Annotated in this window: 15 protein-coding genes; 12 read left to right on the top strand and 3 right to left on the bottom strand. The window is 59.9% G+C overall.

Annotation, left to right across the window (positions count from 1 at the left end; genetic code table 11):
* The first annotated feature begins 523 nt into the window (after positions 1–523).
* Positions 524–733 carry a hypothetical protein gene (locus tag B0G77_RS43485; protein WP_166656286.1) on the top strand — a complete coding sequence of 70 codons (210 nt, stop codon included), beginning with the start codon at positions 524–526 and terminating at the stop codon, positions 731–733.
* 21 nt (positions 734–754) lie between these two features.
* Here B0G77_RS43485 and B0G77_RS43480 read toward each other — a convergent pair whose 3' ends face one another.
* On the bottom strand, positions 755–925 hold the full coding sequence (locus B0G77_RS43480; RefSeq protein ID WP_166656238.1) for a hypothetical protein: 171 nt from the start codon (positions 923–925) through the stop codon (positions 755–757).
* A gap of 207 nt (positions 926–1,132) precedes the next feature.
* Positions 1,133–2,068 (bottom strand): helix-turn-helix domain-containing protein, encoded by a 936-nt coding sequence (locus tag B0G77_RS27395; protein WP_133666890.1) that lies wholly within the window; start codon positions 2,066–2,068, stop codon positions 1,133–1,135.
* Between the two features lie 95 nt (positions 2,069–2,163).
* Between B0G77_RS27395 and B0G77_RS27390 the strand changes: the two genes are divergently transcribed.
* The gene (locus tag B0G77_RS27390; RefSeq protein WP_133665115.1) at positions 2,164–3,411 is read left to right on the top strand and encodes a DUF1479 domain-containing protein; all 1,248 of its coding nucleotides are present in this window, start codon (positions 2,164–2,166) and stop codon (positions 3,409–3,411) included.
* Between the two features lie 135 nt (positions 3,412–3,546).
* Here B0G77_RS27390 and B0G77_RS27385 read toward each other — a convergent pair whose 3' ends face one another.
* Positions 3,547–4,632, bottom strand: coding sequence for a LacI family DNA-binding transcriptional regulator (locus B0G77_RS27385; protein ID WP_133665114.1), 1,086 nt, complete (start codon positions 4,630–4,632; stop codon positions 3,547–3,549).
* A gap of 117 nt (positions 4,633–4,749) precedes the next feature.
* On the opposite strand from B0G77_RS27385, the gene B0G77_RS27380 reads away from it, so the two are divergent.
* From B0G77_RS27380 to B0G77_RS27335, 10 genes are all read left to right on the top strand, one after another.
* The gene (locus B0G77_RS27380; RefSeq protein WP_133665113.1) at positions 4,750–5,769 is read left to right on the top strand and encodes a Gfo/Idh/MocA family oxidoreductase; all 1,020 of its coding nucleotides are present in this window, start codon (positions 4,750–4,752) and stop codon (positions 5,767–5,769) included.
* A 45-nt stretch (positions 5,770–5,814) separates the two neighbouring features.
* Positions 5,815–7,386: an acyl CoA:acetate/3-ketoacid CoA transferase gene (locus B0G77_RS27375; protein ID WP_208116561.1), complete on the top strand. Its 1,572-nt coding sequence runs from the start codon at positions 5,815–5,817 to the stop codon at positions 7,384–7,386.
* Positions 7,379–8,161 (top strand): enoyl-CoA hydratase/isomerase family protein, encoded by a 783-nt coding sequence (locus B0G77_RS27370; RefSeq protein ID WP_133665111.1) that lies wholly within the window; start codon positions 7,379–7,381, stop codon positions 8,159–8,161. Before B0G77_RS27375 ends, B0G77_RS27370 begins: the two co-directional genes overlap by 8 nt.
* A gap of 1 nt (position 8,162) precedes the next feature.
* Entirely contained in the window at positions 8,163–9,704 is a 1,542-nt protein-coding gene (locus B0G77_RS27365; protein ID WP_208116504.1) for an aldehyde dehydrogenase family protein, read from the top strand.
* 92 nt (positions 9,705–9,796) lie between these two features.
* Positions 9,797–11,053: an ABC transporter substrate-binding protein gene (locus tag B0G77_RS27360; protein WP_133665110.1), complete on the top strand. Its 1,257-nt coding sequence runs from the start codon at positions 9,797–9,799 to the stop codon at positions 11,051–11,053.
* A gap of 165 nt (positions 11,054–11,218) precedes the next feature.
* A complete protein-coding gene (locus B0G77_RS27355; RefSeq protein WP_347814208.1) occupies positions 11,219–12,103 on the top strand; it encodes a sugar ABC transporter permease in 885 nt (294 codons plus the stop codon).
* A gap of 96 nt (positions 12,104–12,199) precedes the next feature.
* Complete coding sequence (locus tag B0G77_RS27350) at positions 12,200–13,063, top strand: carbohydrate ABC transporter permease (RefSeq protein ID WP_166656351.1); 864 nt, start codon at positions 12,200–12,202, stop codon at positions 13,061–13,063.
* 4 nt (positions 13,064–13,067) lie between these two features.
* Positions 13,068–14,174, top strand: a complete 1,107-nt coding sequence (ugpC, locus tag B0G77_RS27345; protein WP_133665107.1) for a sn-glycerol-3-phosphate ABC transporter ATP-binding protein UgpC — start codon at positions 13,068–13,070, stop codon at positions 14,172–14,174.
* Positions 14,174–15,727, top strand: coding sequence for a GMC family oxidoreductase (locus B0G77_RS27340; protein WP_133665106.1), 1,554 nt, complete (start codon positions 14,174–14,176; stop codon positions 15,725–15,727). The genes ugpC and B0G77_RS27340 overlap by 1 nt, the downstream gene beginning before the upstream one ends.
* The gene (locus tag B0G77_RS27335; RefSeq protein ID WP_133665105.1) at positions 15,720–16,499 is read left to right on the top strand and encodes a 3-ketoacyl-ACP reductase; all 780 of its coding nucleotides are present in this window, start codon (positions 15,720–15,722) and stop codon (positions 16,497–16,499) included. The genes B0G77_RS27340 and B0G77_RS27335 overlap by 8 nt, the downstream gene beginning before the upstream one ends.
* The last annotated feature ends 10 nt before the right edge of the window (positions 16,500–16,509 follow it).

Here is a 16,509-nt window from a genome sequence, read left to right as displayed (position 1 = left end):
GCTGAAGCGAGATAAGTCGACGGTCGGGTTGGCGGCGCGGCAGTGAGGGCGTCTGACGCGCGTCGCCCCTCGCTTTCGCGGCCCAAGCAATAGCGCTCACGACTGAGTCGATGTTGAGGTTCAACGGCGTATTTTTTGACCCAACTCGCTAATCATGCCGCGGAGTGGCGACTAAAGAGGCAGCGCATTACGCATGCTTTTCATGGTTCGGTGTTGCCCGTTGTCAGGCGTCGGCATCTTCGCAACGGGCACGGCTCGACGTCGATCGCCGTGCGCGACGTCACAATCGTATCGCGCAATGAGCTTCCGTCCGTCGTTGCACATATTCAGCAACTGGCCTCGGATTACGAGGACTCGGAGAAACCGCTGGCGGCGATTTATGCTCAACACAACGACATCACAGCGACTGAACGCGCGATCTATGCGCGTATTGTCGATGCGCGCAGCAAGGCCTCGCCGCTCATCGACGAGGTGATCGCGCGGCAAACGGCGGGTGATAGGGACGGGGCACGCAAGGTATTGCATGGAAAATGCGCGGCCTGCATTCATCGAGTGGCTCGCGGCAATCAATCAACTGATCGATTTTCGGGAAACGCTAAACCGGCAGGGCGGCGCAGAGGCTCGCCAGGTCAGTACCGATTTCCGGTTGATGATGGTCGGGTCGACCTTGGTGGCTTGTGCGATCGGTGTCGGCGTCGCGTTCGTCGTCGTTGTGCGCAATATCGTCCAGTAGCTCGGCGCCGATCCTTGCGAGCTAATCGAATTCGCCGACGCGATCCGGCATGGCGATTTGTTGCGGCGCGCTGACCTGCGTGCTGGCGACACGGGCAGCGTGATGGCGACTGTTGCGCGGATGAGGGACACACTCGCCGGGAGTGTCGGTCAGGTCCACGACGCAGCTAAAGGCGTGGTCAGCATGAGCCATGAAATCGCCACGGGCAACGCGCCGGCGCGAGCGGGTACTCAAGGACGCAAGGACGCGGCTTTGCAGCGGTGGCCGGGGAGGTCAGGGTGCTCGCACACCGCTCCGCCGAGGCAGCGAAGAGATCAAGCTGAGGGAGGACTTCGAAGCCCATTCAAAGTCGGTTGTGTACGTCCTCTTGGCAGTCTATGAGCCAATGAAAGCAGCGTGTCATGAGCCGTCCAAGGACGGCGATCTTGCCTCCAGTGTCAACGGGGCATTCAGTTGATGTCTGGGCTTACCAGCAAACTCTTTCCGATAGGCGGCGGGAGTCGTCTCTTTCAGCGAGCGAAATTGACGGTTGAAATTGGCAACGTTGGGAAATCCTGAATGCGCAGCGATAACCGACACGGGCCATGAGGTGTCTACGAGCATTCGACATGCGTGACCTATTCGCACACGGCTCACATACTTCCCAACACTTTCGCCGATATGCTGAACAAAATATCGATTGAGTGTGCGCTCTGAAAGGGTCGCGGCGGCGGCTAGTTCCGTGAGTGTCAGCCGCTCGGCAAATCGCGTCTCGATAACCGCTAGCGCGCGATTTATCCGCTCGGGCTCGTGGCCGGAAGGCCGCCCCACGTTGCTCTGATCGAACGCGCTGGCGGACGCGAGTGGCTGTGCTTCTTCATCCGCCAATAGGCACAGGATGTCCAGAGCAACGCTGAGTCTCTCCCTTGGAGACGCTGACAAAAGACCGTCGAGCCGGCTTCTTACCGTTGCGCCGGCTTCTGCTCTGAATGCAAGGCCGCAGGCAGCGCGCCTTAGAAGCCGATGAAGTGGTTCGTACTCGGGGCAGCAATCTGCGAGTCGTCGCGCCCAGTCGCCTTCGAACCAGATGACGATAGCGACCTGCGGGGCACTGTCGTCAATCGAACGGTTTGATGACCAGGTATGGGGCAAGTCTGGCGGAACGAGCACCAGGTCATCGCCCTCGTACCCCTCGATCGAGTCACCGATATAGCGCTTTCCGCGGCTATTCATCGTCAAGGTGAGCTCATATTCCGGGTGATGGTGCCATTCGAACGGAATACGCGGAAGCTTCCGGTGATAAACCCGCACGGAGCATCCGGCGCTCATCTCAACATGTTCGTATAGAGGTTTCATGGCCGGAATCACGAAGAAATTGACCATATTGTATCACTCTTCAGTCCTGGCTCAGGCTAAGCTTCAGTCATCAGAGAACACCAGGAGACGCCACCATGGAATCCCTTCACATCGACGATTTGCCGACTGCTATTGGGGCGGTTAAAAAGCAGTTGCGCGCCGGCCTTCCCAACTATAAGGAAGTATTCCAGGAGGTCGAAGCTGAAATTCAGCGCAAGGTCGCTACCATCGTGGAGCAGCGCGCCCGTGGTGAGTCTGTCATTCCTGAAATCCAGTATGCGGATATCGCGGCTGACCGGGTGAGCGACGGCCAGATCGCATCGATCAAGGATCGAGGGGCCTGCGTCGTCCGGGGTGTGTTCAGCCGCGAGCGCGCTGAACGGTGGGACGTGGAGGTCGCCGAATATGTCAAGTCCAATGGGCTCGACGAAAAACTCGCGCATCGTGCAGAGGACAAGTACTTCGGCAACCTCGCTTCGAGCAAGCCTCAGATCTACGGCATTTACTGGTCGAGGCCTCAGGTCGAGGCGCGCCAGGCGCCCGAACTCACTCAGACGCGCGTCTTTCTGAACCGCCTCTGGAAACACGACAGCGAAGGGCGCGTTCATTTCGATCCGGACCGCGTTCCGATGTACGCGGACCGGCTGCGCCGTCGCCCCCCCGGCTCAGAGTCGCTCGGACTGTCTGCCCATTGTGACGGTGGATCGGTCGAACGTTGGCTTGACGACAATTTCCGGTGTGTCTATCGACACGTGTTTAGTGGCGACTGGCGCCAATACGACGCGTTCGATGCCGCGTATCGCCCCGAGGCGAGAGAGATTCCGTCTCCCACTGTCTGTTCGATGTTCCGCACTTTCCAGGGCTGGACGGCGCTCACTCCGCAAGGTCCGGGAGACGGCACGCTCCAACTCGTGCCGATCGCGAACGCGATGATGTACATATTATTGCGCGCTCTTCAGGACGACGTGCCGGACGACGATCTGTGCGGCGCCTTGCCCGGGCGCGCGCTTTCGATCAAGCCGGAGTGGCACGGTCTGCTGCACGAGGCCTTATCTTCGATCCCGCAGATGCAGGCAGGGGACACCGTCTTCTGGCATAGCGACGTGATTCACGCGGTCGAAGATGCCCATCGTGGAAAGGGCTACAGCAACGTCATGTACATATCGGCTGCGCCTGCGTGTGCAAAGAACGACGCATACCTTAAACGCCAGTTGCCCACCTTCCTCAAGGGGGAGAGCCCGCCGGATTTCCCCGCGGACCAGTTCGAAGTTGACTTTGCCGGCAGGGCTGTGGAAGAAGACCTGACTCAACTCGGCAAGGAGCAGATGGGCTTCGCCCTCTGAAACGCCGTTGCCGGGCGGGGCGGTCTGCACGGCTACCCACTGATTCGTGATGGGTAGCCGGATCAGTTCGCGTTGGCGAGACGCCGCGCGATGATCAAGCCAGTCACGCGGGCTGACGCGCGAGTAAATAGAAGTTTATTGCCGCTGGCCCGCTACGCGACGTTCCGTGCGGGTGGCATCAATGGAAAGATGCGGGTGCCGCCGCGTGGAGCCCACGCTTGACTCCCTGACGACTAGCTGCGGAATGGCGAAGTACTGCACGGGTGGTTCTTTTCCGTCCGCCGATGGATCAAGCCTGGCCAGCAGCGTCTCACTCGCGATCGTGCCAAGTTTGTCCGCTCCGGCGGAAAGGGTAGTGAGCGGTGGATTGGTATGTTCCGCTGCTATCACATTGTCACAGCCGACGACCGCGAGCGCCTTGCCCGCACGTTTGCCCATCCGGTCCAGTTCATGCAATACGCCAAACGCCACCTGGTCGTTGTAGCAGAGCACTGCCGTCGGTCGAGGCCGCATCTCGAAGATGGAGCGAACTGCCTGACGACCGCCCTCGGGTGTCAGTTCGACGTCGATGATCCACTCGTCGGAGACAGGCAGGGCATGACTGGCCATCGTCGCGAGATAGCCCTGCCTGCGCTGGTTCGCAACTGCATAGCCGCTTCGATTGCCAGCGAAGGCGATACGTGTGTGGCCCTGAGCAATCAGATGTTCCGTCGCGAGAGCGAATCCAAAACTGTTGTCGACTCCGACCGTGTCGACATCCGTGCCCATTGGTCGCATGACAAGGACAAGCGGAATTCCCCAGGATCTGATCTCATCCGGCAGTTGCTCAGATGTTCCCAACGCAGGAGACATGATCAGGCCGGCCACATTCTGCTCACGCATCGATTGCAGAACACGAGTCTGGGTCGCGACGTTTTCGGCAGTGTGCGCCATCAGCGTCGTGTATCCGGCCTGCGCGAGCCCCCGCTCAATGGCGACGAGCAACTCGACGAAGAAGGGGTTGGTAAGGTCATTAATGACCATGCCGACGATGGTACTTCGGGTTCCGCGCAGATTTGCTGCGCCGCGGTTGTAGACGTACCCGAGGAGTTGTGCCGCCGCCCGAACCTTGTCGGCCGTCTCCGCCTTGATTTTTGGGCTCTGCTGAAGGACCAGCGAGACTGTCGACTTGGATACGCCCGCAGCCGCTGCAATGTCCTGAATCGTCGGAACGGTTTTCATGTTGCTTTGCACAATTGGAACGTTCCAAAAAGTGTTTGACACGGTGAAACCAGTCTACTACAGTTTGTTGGAACGATCCAATAAACGCGAGTTGGAACGTTCCAATGGAGAGAGGCAATGGCTACTAATATTCGCTGGGCGCTGGTCGGCGCCAGCACCATAGCAGACGAATGGATGGTCAACGCGATCCGGTCGCAGCCGGACGGCACGATCGAAGCGGTCGTCAGTGGCAGCGCCGGGCGCGCCCGCGAGTTTGCCGACAAGCATCAGATTTCGAAGCCGACCACAGGCCTTGATGAGATCCTCGCCGATCGCGACATCGACGCCGTCTACATCAGCAGCACGAACGAAAAACACCTGCCTCAAGTTCTGGCGGCCGCTGCCGCCGGCAAACACGTGCTCTGCGAAAAGCCCCTCGCGCTCTCAGAGGCTGAGGCGCACCAGATGATTGAAGTGTGCGCCGCCCATCAGGTCGTCCTTGGCACGAACCATCACCTGCGGTGCGCGGCGACACACCGCCGTCTGCGAGAACTCATCCGTTCCGGTGCGGTCGGCACGCCGCTTTACGTGCGAGTCTTCCACGCGGTCTCGCTACCGCCGCACCTCCGCGGCTGGCGAATCGAGCGCCCTGATGCGGGCGGCGGAGTCGTGCTCGACATCTCCGTGCATGACGCCGACACGCTTCGCTTCATTCTGGATGCAGAACCCGTCGAAGTGAGCGCGATGACCTCGGCGGGAAGCATGGGTACCCGGGGCCTCGCCGACGGCGTGATGGGAATCATCCGGTTCAGTAATGGAGTGCTTGCCCAGATTCACGACGCGTTCACCGTGCCGTACGCGCCGACCGGCCTCGAGGTCCACGGGACCGAAGGCTCGCTCATCGCACGTGACGTGATGACCCAGCGCGCGGTCGGGGAAATCGAGCTGCGTTCAGCAGCTGGTTTCGAAATCATCGAGGTCGTCCACCAGGACCTTTATGTCACCGCAGTCGCCCAGTTCCATCGCGCTGTTCTCCTCGGTGAGGATCCCGCAGCGACCGGTCGGGACGGATACCGGTCCCTGGTCACCGCGCTTGCGCTTGAAGAGTCGGCTTCAACCGGTGCACACGTAGCCGTCCCGCAGCAGTTCGCGCGCTGAGTCAGTTTGAGGAGATCTATTGTGGGTTCCAGCAAAGTTATTTCGATGGCGACTGCCGCAGGCCTGATCAACGATGGTGACGTTGTGACCGTCAGTTCGTCTAGTGGCCTTGGCTGCCCCGACGCCATGCTGGCGGCGATCGGGACGCGCTTTGAAACCGAAGGCCATCCTCGACAACTGTCGCTGCTGCATCCGATAGCAGCTGGCGACATGTATGGCGTCAAAGGCATCGATCATCTGGCGAAGCACGGGCTTATCAAGTCGATCATCGCCGGTTCGTTTCCCAGTGGCCCATCGAGCCTTCCGATGCCCGACATCTGGCGGATGGTGGTCGACAACGAAATCCGGGCATACAACCTGCCGAGCGGTGTGATGTTTGACATGCATCGGGACGCGGCTGCGAAGCGCCCTGGTGTCCTCACCAAGGTAGGGCTCGACACCTTTGTCGATCCGGACCGGCAGGGCGGCGCAATGAACAGTCTTTCGGAATCCGAGCCGATTGTGAACAAGGTCACGTTCGCGGGCGAGGAGTGGCTCTTCTTTCCGAATATCGTGCCGCGCGTCGCTATCGTGCGTGCAACCACAGCGGATGAGCGGGGCAACCTGTCTTACGAGCACGAAGGCGCGCTGCTTGGCGGCCGCGACCAGGCGCTTGCGGTGCGCAATAACGGCGGCATTGTCATCGCCCAGGTCAAGCGAGTCGTGAAGGCAGGGTCGCTCGGTACGCAGCAGGTGCACATTCCGTGCAACCTCGTTGACTACGTGGTCGTGGACCCCGAGCAGAAACAGACGACGCAGATCGAATACGACCCGGAGATCAGCGGCGAAATCAAGGTTCCGGACAGCGAATTTGCATTTGCCGACTGGAACGCAGAAAAGGTGATTGCCCGTCGCGCGGCGATGGAAATCGCGGACGGAGACGCCGTGAATCTCGGCTTTGGCATTTCGGCCAACGTTCCGCGCATTCTCCTTGAAGAAGGACTCAACGGCCGGGTGACGTGGGCTATCGAGCAGGGCGCGGTGGGCGGTATGCCGTTGCTCGGCTTCGCCTTCGGTTGTTCGGCAAACGCCGACGCGATCATGCCGTCGCCTTCGCAGTTCATCTACTTCCAGGGAGGCGGCTTCGATGTTTCGCTGCTGTCGTTCCTGCAGATCGACCGCAACGGCCACGTGAACGTGTCGAAGCTGCCCAGCAAGCCGTACCTGACTGCCGGATGTGGCGGCTTCATCGACATTACGACGCACGCGAAGAAGCTCGTCTTCTCGGGCTTTTTCACAGCCGGCGCGAAGCTGGAGGTAGGTCACGGACGACTGACGATCCTTCAGGAGGGCAAATCGAAGAAGTTCATCGGCGACGTCGACCACGTCACGTTCAGCGGCCGCATGGCGCAGCAGCGTGGTCAGCAGGTGCTGTATGTGACTGAACGGTGTGTGCTGCAGCTCACGAAGGAAGGTCTTGAAGTGATCGAGGTGGCGCCCGGCATCGACCTGAACAGGGACGTGCTTGAGCAGGCGGACTTTCCTTTGATTGTTTCGCCGGATCTGAAGACCATGAATGCTGCGATTTTCAGCGAATCGCCGTACGGTCTGCAACTCAGGGAGGCACGTCGTGGCTGATATCGATGGAATCCAGTTCGAGCGCAGTGGCGCAGTCGCAGTTGTCACGTTGAATCGCCCAGAGAAGCTCAATGCCTTGACCCCACCGATGCTGATGCGTCTGGAGGCGGTCGCCGCGAAGCTTGATACGTGGACCGATGTGCGTGCCGTGGTCCTGACTGGTTCGGGAACCAAGGCTTTCTGCGTGGGTGCGGATATCAATGAATGGTCCGCGCTGGCGCCACTTGATATGTGGCGTCAGTGGGTACCGCGCGGACACAGGATCTTTGATCGTTGGGCTGCGCTTCGTGTGCCGGTCATCGCCGCTATCAATGGGCACGCACTCGGAGGCGGCCTGGAGCTTGCCGCGGTGGCGGACATCCGGATTGCAGACCCTGCCGCGACCTTCGCGCTCCCAGAGGCGGGTATAGCGACATGTCCGGGCTGGTCCGGTACACAACGGCTTGTCTCGGTCATTGGGGCGAGCAAGGTCAAGATGCTCGCGCTCACCGGCAGACGTATCGACGCCGCGCGCGCTCACGAGATCGGTCTGATCGACGAGGTTGCGTCGGCGGCCGGTGCATTGAACGCCGCGCTGGAGATGGCCGAACAGATCGCACGTCTTGCACCTGTGTCGGTGCAACTGACCAAGCAACTGGTGAACGCGGCAAATGGCGAGGGTGCTGCGGCCACCCTCGAGGCGATGGCGGGTGCATTGGCGGCAACCACCGCGGATGCGCGTGAGGGAATGCTGAGCTTTCGCGAAAAGCGGCCGGCGAACTTTGAGGGTAACTGACATGACGACTGCAAACATGAATCCGGAACTGGCGCCCTTGCTTGTGGCGTCTCATAAGACTGACTTTGACGTGTATCACGGTCGTCTCTACATCGACGGGCAGTGGTGCGAGGCTGGTGGCGGCGAACGTGTCGAGCGGCTCAGTCCGGCTCACGGCGAGCTCGTCAGCACCTATGCCGTGGCGACACCCGAGGACGTCGACGCGGCAATCGACGCGGCCCATCGTGCATTTCATCACGGCCCCTGGCCAAAGATGAAGGGAGCGGAGCGTGCCCGCGTGCTGCTGGCGATCGCGGATGGCATCCAGGCCCAGATTGAGCGTCTTGCGCTGATCGAATCGCTGGAGAACGGAAAGCCACTCATCCAGGCGCGCGCGGAGGTCGCCGGTTGCGTCGATCTGTGGCAGTACGCCGCGAGCCTCGCCCGCACCACTAGCGGTGACGCCTACAACACCTTGGGTGAAGACATGCTTGGATTGGTGTTGCGTCAGCCGATCGGGGTGGTCGGCATCATCACGCCGTGGAATTTTCCACTGTGGATTTTGTGCCAGAAACTGCCATTCGCGATGGCAGCGGGCTGCACATGCGTGATCAAGCCCAGCGAGCTGACGTCCGGCACGACCGTCATGTTGATGGAGATTCTTGAAAAGGCAGGCGTGCTTGCCGGGGTCGCGAATGTCGTGACGGGCAAGGGCTCGCGCGTCGGCCAGCCTCTCGCTGAAAGTCCGCGGGTCGACATGCTCTCGTTCACGGGTTCGACCCATGTCGGGTCCATGCTAGCTGGGGTGGCCTCAAAGAAACTCAAGAAAGTCGCACTGGAACTGGGTGGCAAGAATCCTCAGATCGTTTTCCCGGACTGCGACTGGGACGCAATGGTCGACGCGGTCGTATTCGGCGTGTACTTCAACGCCGGCGAATGCTGCAACAGCGGTAGCCGGGTTCTCGTGCATGAGTCCATCGTGGAGCGGTTTGCCGCTTCTGTCATCGAGCGTGCCCGCGAAGTGCCTGTCGGCGATCCGCTTCATCCCGATGCGAAGGTCGGCGCGATCGTCAGCGAACAGCAAATGAACGACATCCTTGGTCATATCGAGACCGGTGTCTCGGCAGGCGCGAAGGTGCGTCTTGGCGGCGGGCGTTACGCAAGTGCTAAGGGCCTTTATCTGCAGCCGACCGTCCTGACCGATGTCACGGCAGACATGGGTGTCGCAAGAGAGGAAATTTTCGGCCCTGTCTTGAGTGTCATCGCTTTCCGCGATCTTGATCATGCCATCGAAATCGCAAACGACACTGCGTACGGCTTGTCGGCCGCTGTGTGGAGCAGCGATATCGATACCTGCCTGAAGGTCGCACGCGGTGTCGACGCAGGGACGATCTGGGTGAACACCTTCCTCGACGGATATCCGGAACTCCCGTTTGGTGGATTCAAGTCGAGCGGCGTCGGCCGCGAACTCGGCAAGCAGGCGGTCGAAGACTATACGGAGACGAAGACGATTCAACTGCATATCGGAGAACGCAAGAACCTTTGGCTGCCGGCGAAGAAATAGCAGGTAAGAAATAAGCCTCGGGCGGAAGCGTCCGCCCGGAAAAAACTGAAAAACCCTCTCCATCAGAGAGAGCAACCCATCTGGAGTGAGACATGTTGAAGAAGTCACTTTTTGCACTCGTGGCAGCCCTCGCCGTCGGTGGCAGCGGCATGGCATCGGCGGCTGACACCAAAACCGTCGAAGTGATGCACTGGTGGACCTCGGGCGGCGAAGCCCGTGCGCTGGAGGTATTAAAGGACGGTCTGAAGCAGCGCGGATACGCCTGGAAGGACGCGCCGATTGCAGGGGGCGGTGGCGAAGCAGCGCGCACGGTACTGAAAGCTCGCGTAGCATCCGGCAATCCGCCTGACGCCATCCAGATGCTCGGCTTTACCATTCCTGAATACGCGTCGCAGGATTATCTCGCCAATCTCGATCCGATCGCGGCAAAAGAAGGATGGGACAAGCTCGTGCCGGGTCCGATTCAACGTTTCTCGAAGGTCGATGGTCATTGGGTAGCGGTGCCGGTTGATATTCACCGGACCAACTGGATCTGGGCGAACAAGAAGATCTTCGACCAGCTGCATCTGACTCCGCCGCAGACGTTCGACCAACTGGTTGCCGATGCCGCCTTGATCCGCAAGGCTGGCTATACTCCGCTCGCCCACGGCGGGCAGCCATGGCAGGAAGCAACGATTTTCGATAGCGCCGTCATGTCTGCCGGCGGCCCGAAATTCTATACCCAGGCGCTCGTCAAGCTTGATCCTGCCGCGCTCGGTTCCAAGACGATGGAAAAGGCATTTGACCAGATGCGCGCGCTGCGCGGTATGGTCGATCCGAATTTCCCGGGGCGTGACTGGAACCTCGCAACATCGATGGTCATCAACGACAAGGCCGCGATGCAGATCATGGGCGACTGGGCGAAGGGCGAGTTCGTGAACGCTGGCAAGAAGGCCAATGTCGACTACCTGTGCTTCCAATACCCCGGCACCCAGGGCGACTTCATCTTCAATACTGATCAGTTTGCGACGTTCAAAAAGAGCGACGCCAGCCTGCCTGGTGAATACGCGTTCGCGTCGACCGTGATGGACAAGGGCGTGCAGGCGAAATTCAACCAGATCAAGGGCGCGATTCCGGCGCGTCTCGATGTGCCTTCCGATGGCTTCGACGAGTGCGGCCAGAAATCGATGGCTGATCTTCGCTCTGCGCTGAAGAGCGGCACGATGGTGGGCAGCTTCGCGCACGGACACGCGATGCCCGATGGGCCTAAGAACGCCGTCTATGACGTCGTCACGCATTTCTTCAACTCCAATGAGTCATCTGCCGACGCGGTGAAACAGCTGGTCGACGCTGTCAACAACGCCAAGTAGGCCGTACACCGTCCTAGAGCTCACGGGGGCGCGAGAGTGTCCCTGCGAAGACCCGATGCTCCCGAAGTAGAGGTGGTTGCTATGCACACTACACACCGGACCGCCCATGCCTCATCGCGAGGCACTGTGGACGAATCCCATCTTCACGACAAACGCCGGTCAAGCCTGCGAAACCGGTTCGAGCAGATATTGCCAAAGCTTGTGTTGTCGCCCACGCTGATTACGACGCTGATCTTCGTCTACGGTTTTATCGTCTGGACCACTGTCCTGTCGTTTACGCGCTCACGCGCCTTTGCCAATCTGCACTGGGGCGGCCTGATGCAGTATGGGCGCGTCTGGGCACATCCGCGCTGGCACGTTGCGGTCGCCAACCTGGGAATCTATGCATCGCTGTATGTCGTCCTGTGCATGGGGATCGGGCTGGGCCTCGCCATCCTTCTGGATCAGCGCATCAGGGCGGAAGGCGGGCTGCGTGCGATCTTCCTTTATCCCATGGCGATCTCCTTCATCGTAACGGGCACAGCCTGGAAATGGATACTGAATCCTGGTCTCGGGCTGACAAAGCTTTTCCACGACTGGGGTTGGACCAGTTTCAGGTTCGACTGGATCATCGATGATCGAATGGCAATTTACACCGTCGTCATCGCTGCGGTGTGGCAGGCGTCCGGCTTCGTCATGACGATGTTCCTCGCAGGCCTGCGGGGTATCGATCAGGATATGGTCAAGGCTGCTTCGATCGATGGAGCAAGAATGCCGGCAATTTATCGACGCATCATCATTCCGCAACTGCGTCCGGCCTTCGTTTCCGCATTTGTCATCCTCGTTCACCTCGCGGTCAAGAGCTATGAACTGGTGGTGGCCTTGACTGGCGCCGGTCCTGGCTATTCGACGGAATTGCCCTCGACGTTCATGTATTCGTTCACCTTCACGCGAAACGAACTGGGTATGGGGGCGGCGAGTGCGGTGATGATGCTGTGCACGGTCGCGGCGATCATGGTCCCGTATCTCTATTCGGAGCTTCGTCCGCGCAGCGGCAGCGGCTCGCATTAATCCAGCTGGTGCATGGGATCGGAGTAAGCGCTGAAGCGCTAACTCCGATCGACACAGGAGATCGTCATGTTGAAAAAAGGCTGGGACTCGCCGCAAATGGTGATGGGTAAGCATAACTACGTATCTAGGATCGTGATCTATGGACTGCTGGCGGTTTTCGCCGTCGTCTATCTGATCCCGCTCGCGGTAATGATGCTCACGTCGTTCAAACCTCTTCCGGAGGTGTACAGCGGAAACATTCTCGCGTTGCCGCATGCGTGGACACTGGAGCCATGGATCAAAGCCTGGGGGGAAGCGTGCGTTGGTCTCGATTGTTCCGGCGTGAAGGGGTTTTTCTGGAACTCGACGCGGATGGTCATATCCGCCGTTGCGATTTCCACCTTCCTTGGTGCGCTCAACGGGTACGTGCTGACCAAATGGAGATTCAAGGGCGACAACATCCTGTTTGGACTCGTACTGTTCGGATGCTTCATCCCGTTCCAGATCGTGCTCATTCCAATGGCCGCCTTCCTCGGGAAAATCGGGCTCGCACAGTCCATTACGGGTCTTGTCTTCGTGCACATTGTCTACGGTCTGTGCTTTACGACGCTGTACTTCCGTAACTTCTATGTCGCGTTTCCCGATGAACTGGTGAAGGCCGCGATGATCGATGGAGCGCGCTTTTTCAGGATATTCCTGCGCATCCTGTTGCCGTGTTCCGGCGCCATCATCACCGTTACAGTCATCTGGCAGTTCACCAATATCTGGAACGACTTTCTCTTTGGTGCTTCGTTCACGACGGGCAGCACGGCGCCTATTACGGTCGCACTGAACAACATCGTGAATACGTCGACGGGCGTGCGTGAATACAACGTTCAGATGGCAGCCGCGGTAATTACCGCGCTGCCCACTCTTGTGGTCTATGTGATCGGCGGCCGCTATTTCGTGCGCGGCATGATGGCCGGTTCGGTAAAGGGGTAAGGAAATGGCTTCTCTGCATATTTCAAATGTCCGCAAGGCCTACGGCCCGACGGAAATCCTGAAGAACATCAACATCGATGTGACGGATGGCGATTTCCTTGTTCTTGTCGGGCCGTCCGGTTGCGGAAAATCGACCCTGCTGTCGCTGATCGCGGGACTTGACACTATCTCCGGTGGAGAGATCCGGATCGACAGCGACCGGGTCAACGACCTGCATCCCAGCGAGCGGGATATCGCGATGGTCTTTCAGAGCTATGCGCTGTATCCGAACATGACGGTCGGCCAGAACATCAGCTTTGGTCTCGAGATGCGCAAAGTCTCGAAAGTCGAGCGGGATAAGGCCGTCGCGGACGCTGCAAGGCTGCTTCAGATCGAGCATCTGATCAAGCGCCGCCCGGGCCAGCTCTCGGGCGGTCAACGGCAGCGTGTCGCCATGGGGCGGGCACTGGTGCGGGATCCAAAAATCTTCCTGTTCGACGAGCCGCTGTCCAATCTTGATGCAAAACTGCGCGTTGACATGCGCACCGAAATCAAGAAACTGCATCAACGGCTCGGCGCAACGATCGTGTACGTGACTCACGACCAGATCGAAGCGATGACACTTGCGACCCGGATTGCGGTGATGAAGGGGGGCGTGATCCAGCAGTTCGGCACGCCAGCGGAGATCTACAGTACGCCGGCCAATACCTTTGTCGCAACATTTATGGGCTCGCCGTCGATGAACCTCATTCCGGCCGTGCTCACAACCCGGAACGACACACTCGTTCTGACGATGGGCGAGGGCAGTGCAGCGGTTAGCCTTGATCTGCCGGCCCAGCCCGCCGCGGTCGCGCGATACGCGGGCAAGAAGGTGATTGCCGGCCTTCGCCCAGAAGCGATCGGTGTGGAATCCTCGCGGGTCCCGGATGCGGTACGCGAGGTAGCGGTAAAGGTGCTGGTCATGGAGCCCACGGGACCAGACACGCTGGCGGCGCTTGAAATGGGCGGGGTCGAAATCGCGGCCCGGCTTGGCGCCGACATTCCGCATAGCCCGGGCGAGCACTGCAACCTGCGGGTCGATCTGTCGAAGCTGGTCCTCTTCGATGCGCAAACGGAAGAAAGGATAGCGTGATGCATGCCGATGTCGTCATCGTTGGTTCGGGCGTCGGCGGCAGCGCGATTGCCCTGCAGCTGGCGGGTACGGGTGCCAGTGTCGTTGTGATCGAGCGGGGCGACAATCTTCCCCGCGAATTGCAGAACTGGGACGCGGAAGCCGTATTCGGCCAGCTCCGGTATCGCACGCGCGACACGTGGCTCAACGGCGCTGGCGAGCGCTATCGTCCTGGCCAGTACTACTTTGTCGGCGGACATACGAAGTTCTTCGGTACCGCCATGTTCCGGCTGCGTGAAGCCGACTTCGAAGAACTCGCCCATGAGGAAGGCGTGTCGCCCGCGTGGCCCATCGCGTACCGGGACCTCGAAAAATACTACGACCTGGCCGAGGAGCTCTTCGGCGTGAGAGGGTCCGCTGGTCAGGATCCTGCCGAGCCTCCGAGATCCGTCAATTATCGTCATGGACCGATACCTGACGAACCTGTGATCGGCAGGCTCCGGGAGAAGCTTCGAGAGCAGGGCCTGCATCCGTTCTTTATGCCGGCTTCGGTCAATTTTGGCGACGGCGGCACGTGCGTGCGCTGTGGCACATGTGACGCTTTTCCTTGCCGCATTGACGCGAAAGGAGACGCCGAGATTTGCCTGTTGCGCCCCGCGCTGAAAAAGGGAGGCGTGTCCCTGCTGACGGGCGCACGCGCGACACGACTTGTGACCGACCCGACAGGGCGAAAGATTTCGGGTGTCGAGGTTGAGACGCGGGATGGTCCGCTTACCATCACTGGGGACACGTTTGTGCTGTCGGCAGGGGCGATCAATAGCGCCGTTCTGTTACTCGCCTCGGCTAACGACAAATTTCCGAAAGGGCTTGCGAACACGTCCGGAGCAGTCGGGCGGTACTACATGAACCATAACTGCACCGCGATTCTGGCAATCGACCCGAGGACGGTCAACGACACCCGTTTTCCGAAGACGCTTTCGGTCAACGACTTTTACTTTGGCGGTGTGCACGACCGGTGGCCGCTGGGCAATCTGCAAATGCTGGGGAAGATCCGTGAACCCATGCTTCGTGGCGCGCTTCCGTATGTGCCGAGGAAGGTTCTGGAATACATCAGCCGTCACAGTGTCGATCTTTACGCGATGTCGGAAGACTTGCCGAGCGCAGATAGTCGCGTAGAGCTAACGCCGTCCGGTGAGATCCAGCTGACGTGGAATCGCACCAATCTCAAACCTCATGAACGCTTCGTTCAGAAAGCGAAGCGTCTGCTCAAGGACGCGGGCTATCCGCTGGTGGTCAGCAGACGCTTTGGGGAGGACACGCCGTCCCATCAGTGTGGGACGGTCCGGTTTGGCAGTGAGGCTGGGTCCGCGCCACTCGATCCGTTCTGCAAGGCTTATGACCACCAGAACCTGTACGTCGTTGATGCGAGCTTTTTTCCCTCGTCTGCTGCCGTCAATCCGGCACTGACAGTAGCAGCCCAGGCTCTACGGGTCGGAGAACACCTTCGTTCGGAGCTGACGCGCAGCCGCACGGCTAGCGGAGACCACGCTATTGACGGAGGCCGACATGCCTGATGATGCAAAGCAACCTCTCGCAGCGCTCGTCACGGGTGGGCGCCGCGGAATCGGGCGCGCGATCGCTGTCGAGTTGGCCTCGCGCGGCTACGACGTGGCCATTACGGACGTGGTCGATGACGAAGAGACAGTTCTGACGCTACGGGCGATCGAGGACCAGGGACGGCGGTCTCTCTTTGTCCAGGCGAATATACAGGACGTGGCGTCCCACACGCGAGTGCTCGAAGGTGTGCTGGCGTGGTGCGGCAATCTGGATTGCCTGGTGAACAACGCGGGAATCGGCTCGCCCGCTCGCGGTGATCTGCTGGATGTGGGCCCCGAGGCGTTCGACACCGTGCTTGGAGTGAATCTGCGCGGGACCTTCTTCATGACTCAGGCGGTTGCTCGCCAGATGTTGAGCGCCGAGTCAGATCGCCCCCGCGCGATTATCACGGTCTCGTCGGTATCAGCCACGATGGCGTCCCCTGAGAGGGCAGAGTATTGCCTTTCGAAGTCAGCATTGCCGATGATGACCAAGCTGTTCGCACTTCGCCTTGCTCGTGCAGGCATCCCGGTGTTCGAGGTGCGGCCTGGAGTTATCCGGACGCCAATGACCGAAGTGGTTGCGCAGAAGTATGAGGCGCGTTTCAAGGAGGGGCTCGTTCCCATGAACCGTTGGGGCGAGGCTGGCGATGTCGCGAAGGCGGTCGGCCAGCTTGCGGGCGGCGCGTTGCAGTTCGCCACAGGCAGCGTGCTCCAGGTTGACGGTGGCCTCTCGATTTCTGCCTTTTGAAGGTGAGCAG

The organism is Paraburkholderia sp. BL10I2N1 (genome assembly GCF_004361815.1).
Lineage (GTDB): Bacteria > Pseudomonadota > Gammaproteobacteria > Burkholderiales > Burkholderiaceae > Paraburkholderia.
Note: the sequence above shows the minus strand (reverse complement) of the source record. Positions and strands in the feature narration are given on the sequence as shown.